Source organism: Psychrobacter sp. FME5 (genome assembly GCF_014861375.1).
Classification (GTDB): domain Bacteria; phylum Pseudomonadota; class Gammaproteobacteria; order Pseudomonadales; family Moraxellaceae; genus Psychrobacter.
In genome coordinates this window covers 1-482 of sequence record NZ_RRYX01000272.1, presented here as the reverse complement: position 1 = coordinate 482, position 482 = coordinate 1, and the positions used below count along the sequence as shown (strand labels likewise).

Sequence of the window (482 nt, the reverse complement as noted above, 5' to 3'; positions counted from 1 at the left end):
TGTTCTTTGAGTATCCGAAAGATATCAGAAAAGCCATCTATACCACCAATGCTATTGAGTCTTTGAACAGTGTGATTCGGACAGCGGTGAATAAGCGTAAGGTGTTCCCGTCTGATCAGGCAGCGTTTAAAGTGGTATATCTAGCAACACAGCAGGCATCCAAAAAGTGGTCGATGCCTATCCGTAACTGGACGTCTGCTCTTAATCGCTTTATGATTATGTTTGATGAACGTATCAGCAGGCATTTAATCTAAACGGCAGTTACACAGAATTCGGGATGGTCTCTTAGCAACATCTACTACTTCTATTAAAAGACGATTATAGGCATTCTTTCTATAGAGATTACATACTACATAATTCACGAGACTGATTAAAACTGAAAAGAAATATATACCACTAAATCTACTTAAAAGCTTATTCATAATTGGGTGGTGTTCTAAAAAGTATGCTGGCATCAGACATAGCCATAATTGACATAGAAG

The 482-nt window shown here is 38.0% G+C and carries 1 protein-coding gene; it reads left to right on the top strand.

What is annotated here, in order from left to right; translation table 11 throughout:
• Positions 1 to 254, top strand: a 254-nt coding sequence (locus EI161_RS14645) for a transposase (protein ID WP_192529653.1), incomplete at its 5' end; no start/stop codon positions are given.
• Between the last annotated feature and the right edge of the window lie 228 nt (positions 255 to 482).